The sequence below is a fragment of the Mycobacterium sp. genome, assembly GCF_039583805.1.
Classification (GTDB): Bacteria; Actinomycetota; Actinomycetes; order Mycobacteriales; family Mycobacteriaceae; genus Mycobacterium.
In genome coordinates this window covers 15,361-18,645 of the sequence record NZ_JAVKSH010000056.1, presented here as the reverse complement: position 1 = coordinate 18,645, position 3,285 = coordinate 15,361, and the positions used below count along the sequence as shown (strand labels likewise).

4 protein-coding genes are annotated in these 3,285 nt (G+C 66.8%); 1 reads left to right on the top strand and 3 read right to left on the bottom strand.

What is annotated here, in order from left to right; genetic code table 11:
- Positions 1-110: 110 nt before the first annotated feature.
- Positions 111-821 (top strand): two-component system response regulator PrrA, encoded by a 711-nt coding sequence (gene prrA, locus ABDW21_RS09485; protein ID WP_343602020.1) that lies wholly within the window; start codon positions 111-113, stop codon positions 819-821.
- Here the strand turns inward: prrA and ABDW21_RS09480 are convergent, their stop codons facing one another.
- From ABDW21_RS09480 to ABDW21_RS09470, 3 genes are all read right to left on the bottom strand, one after another.
- Positions 822-1,619: a BON domain-containing protein gene (locus tag ABDW21_RS09480; protein WP_343602010.1), complete on the bottom strand. Its 798-nt coding sequence runs from the start codon at positions 1,617-1,619 to the stop codon at positions 822-824.
- Positions 1,619-1,771 (bottom strand): hypothetical protein, encoded by a 153-nt coding sequence (locus tag ABDW21_RS09475; protein ID WP_343602009.1) that lies wholly within the window; start codon positions 1,769-1,771, stop codon positions 1,619-1,621. The genes ABDW21_RS09480 and ABDW21_RS09475 overlap by 1 nt, the downstream gene beginning before the upstream one ends.
- Positions 1,772-1,864: 93 nt before the next feature.
- The gene (locus ABDW21_RS09470; RefSeq protein WP_343710350.1) at positions 1,865-3,133 is read right to left on the bottom strand and encodes a citrate synthase; all 1,269 of its coding nucleotides are present in this window, start codon (positions 3,131-3,133) and stop codon (positions 1,865-1,867) included.
- Positions 3,134-3,285 lie beyond the last annotated feature (152 nt).

Below are 3,285 nucleotides of genomic sequence, written 5' to 3'. Positions count from 1 at the left end.
ACGCGGGTGACACCGATCATGGGTTCAGATTAATGAACAGGAAATGCTCCCGGGCGACCAGCGGGGCACCGCGGCGATCCTCCCACTGCCACGCCCGACAATCAGGCATCATAAGCGGCATGGACACTGCAGTGACCTCACCCCGGGTGCTGGTGGTCGACGACGACTCCGACGTGCTGGCATCGCTGGAACGCGGACTGCGGCTGTCCGGTTTCGAGGTGTCGACGGCGGTCGACGGCGCCGAGGCGTTGCGCAGTGCCACCGAGACCCGGCCCGACGCGATCGTGCTCGACATCAACATGCCGGTGCTCGACGGAGTCAGCGTGGTCACCGCGTTGCGTGCCATGGACAACGACGTTCCGGTCTGCGTGCTCTCCGCCCGCAGCTCGGTGGACGACCGGATCGCGGGCCTAGAGGCCGGCGCGGACGACTACCTGGTCAAGCCATTCGTGCTGCAGGAGCTGGTCGCGCGGGTGCGCGCATTGCTGCGCCGCCGCGGGTCGAGCGCCACGTCCTCGTCGGAAACCATCACCGTCGGCCCGCTGGAGGTGGACATCCCGGGCCGGCGGGCGCGCGTGCACGGCGCCGACGTCGAACTGACCAAACGCGAATTCGACCTGCTGGCGGTGCTGGCCGAGCACAAGACCGCGGTGCTGTCGCGCGCCCAGCTGCTCGAACTGGTCTGGGGATACGACTTCGCCGCCGACACCAACGTGGTCGACGTTTTCATCGGATACCTGCGCCGCAAGCTGGAGGCCGGCGGGGCGCCGCGGCTGCTGCACACCGTGCGCGGAGTGGGGTTCGTGCTGCGCACGCAGTGATCAGCGGCCGCCCGGTGCGGGCGCCGGGCCCGGCGGGCCGGTCGGCGTGACGGGACCGCCGATCCCCATCGTGTCGACGATGTTCAGGTCCGGCCACGCGTCCGTGGCCGCCTGCTCGATCGCGTCCTGCTGGCTCGCCGACGAGACCGTCCCGGTCAAGGTGATGCTGTCGCCGCTGACCGACAGGCCGAAGTCGGGAACCGACGCCGCGGCTTTGAAAACCTTTGCCGCCTCGGAGAAGTCGAGTGACGTGACGTCGGGGTTGATCCCCAGGTAGTCGATCACGTTGGCGGTCGGGCCCACTGCCGCGATGACCGCGTCCAGCAGCGCCCTCTTAGCCGCCCCGTCGGGGAACTCGCCGCGCAGAATGACGTCGTTACCCGTGCGGGTGACGGACACCGGCGCCAGCGACAGCGGCGCCATGGTCGGCGGCGTGGGCGCGTTCAGGGTCGGCAGCACACCGCTGGGGCCATTGTCCTGCGAGCTGCCGCGGTCCTGCATGCCGTAGCCGATCACGCCCAGCAGCAGCGGCACGACCAGCAGGGCGATCAGCCACGGTAGACCCGGAGACCGCCGGTAAAACCTTGTGGCTGCACGCCATTCGGTGGTGTCGGGTGAATTGTCCAGACCCTGCGCCGTCGACTCGCTGCTCTCGGCGTCCGTCTTCGCCACTGCGCCGGCCGCGACGCCCGCAGTAACCGGCACTTCGCGCTTGACCCGCCGCACCGTTAAGGCGAACGTCATCGCCAGGCCGAGCAGGAGGGCCAGCGCCATCAGCCACCAGCTGACGTCGTGCATCATCTGCCTCCTATCTCACGAGATGCGGGCAATTCAGCCAGCGCCTCTTCCTCGCTGGTGCGGTGGATCGACAGAACGGCGACCAGCCAGGCGACCACCGAGGCCGCCGCGAAAGCGATTAGGTACCACAACCATTGGACGATGAAATCCATCTCGAGTTCTCCTCAGCTGATGACGATCACAACGCGGCGGTGCTGCATGCGGCCGGCAGCACGGCAGGGCAGATGCGGCCGCTGCGGCCCGGGCTAACGTGCGTCGATGGTGGCGTAGTCGCGTTCAGTGTAGCCAGTGTAGATCTGGCGGGGGCGGCCGATCTTGCTGTCACCCTCGTCGTGCATCTCACGCCAGTGCGCGATCCAGCCGGGCAGCCGGCCGAGCGCGAACAGCACGGTGAACATCCGGGTCGGGAAACCCAGCGCGCGGTAGATGAGCCCGGTGTAGAAGTCGACGTTCGGGTAGAGCTTGCGTTCGACGAAGTAGTCGTCGGTTAGCGCCGCCTCCTCCAGATCCTTGGCGATGCGCAGCAGGTCGTCGTCGCCGCCGAGCTTGGCCAAGATCTTGTCGGCCTGCTCCTTGACGATGCGGGCCCGCGGGTCGTAGTTCTTGTAGACGCGGTGGCCGAAGCCCATCAATTTCACGCCCGCTTCGCGGTTCTTCACTTTGCGCACGAATTCGTCCACAGCCATGCCGCTTCCGCGAATCTGCTCGAGCATCTCGAGCACCGCCTGGTTGGCGCCGCCGTGCAGCGGGCCCCACAGCGCGTTGATGCCGCCGGAGATCGACGTGAAAAGGTTGGCCTGCGACGAGCCGACCAGCCGCACCGTCGACGTGGAGCAGTTCTGCTCATGGTCGGCGTGCAGGATGAACAGCATGTCCAGCGCCCGCACGACCTCGGGGTCGACCTGGTAGGGCTCGGCCGGCAGCCCGAACGTCATCCGCAGGAAGTTCTCCACCAGCGTCAGCTTGTTGTCCGGGTAGAGGAACGGCTGGCCGACCGACTTTTTGAACGCGTAGGCGGCAATGGTGGGCAGCTTTGCGAGCAGCCGGATGGTCGACAGCTCGACCTGGTCGCCGTCCATCGGGTCCAGCGAATCCGGGTAGTAGGCCGAGAGCGCGTTGACCACGCTGGACAGCACCGGCATCGGGTGGGCGTTGCGCGGGAAGCCGTCGAAGAACCGCTTCAGGTCCTCGTGCAGCATGGTGTGCCGCTGAATCTGGAGGGTGAACGCGGCCAGCTGATCTGAGGTCGGCAGCTCGCCGTGGATCAGCAGGTAGCTGACCTCGATGAAGGTCGACTTCTCGGCCAGCTGCTCGATCGGGTAGCCGCGGTAGCGCAGGATGCCGGCGTCGCCGTCGATGTAGGTGATGGCGCTCTTGGTGGACGCGGTGTTGACGAAGCCGGGGTCCAGGGTGGTGTATCCGGTCTTGGCCAGCAGCGAGTCCAGCGCGATGCCGTCGGCCCCCTCGCTGGCGTCGGCGATCTGCAGGTCCAACTCACCACCCGGATACGTCAGGGTGGCTTTCCCAGCGTTTTTGTCCCCAGAGGACTTGTCCCCAGAGGATTTGTCCCCAGTGGCTTTTTGCCCAGTGGCTTTGTCGTCGGGTGCGGCCACGAGAACCCCTTTGCGTGCGTGTCTCGATGATCGGCGGGATACAGCGTAGAACC

Coding starts and splice junctions, on each gene's coding strand:
- ABDW21_RS09480 (WP_343602010.1), bottom strand. CDS start 1,619: ATGCACGACGTCAGCTGGTGGCTGATGGCGCTGGCCCTCCTGCTCGGC.
- ABDW21_RS09475 (WP_343602009.1), bottom strand. CDS start 1,771: ATGGATTTCATCGTCCAATGGTTGTGGTACCTAATCGCTTTCGCGGCG.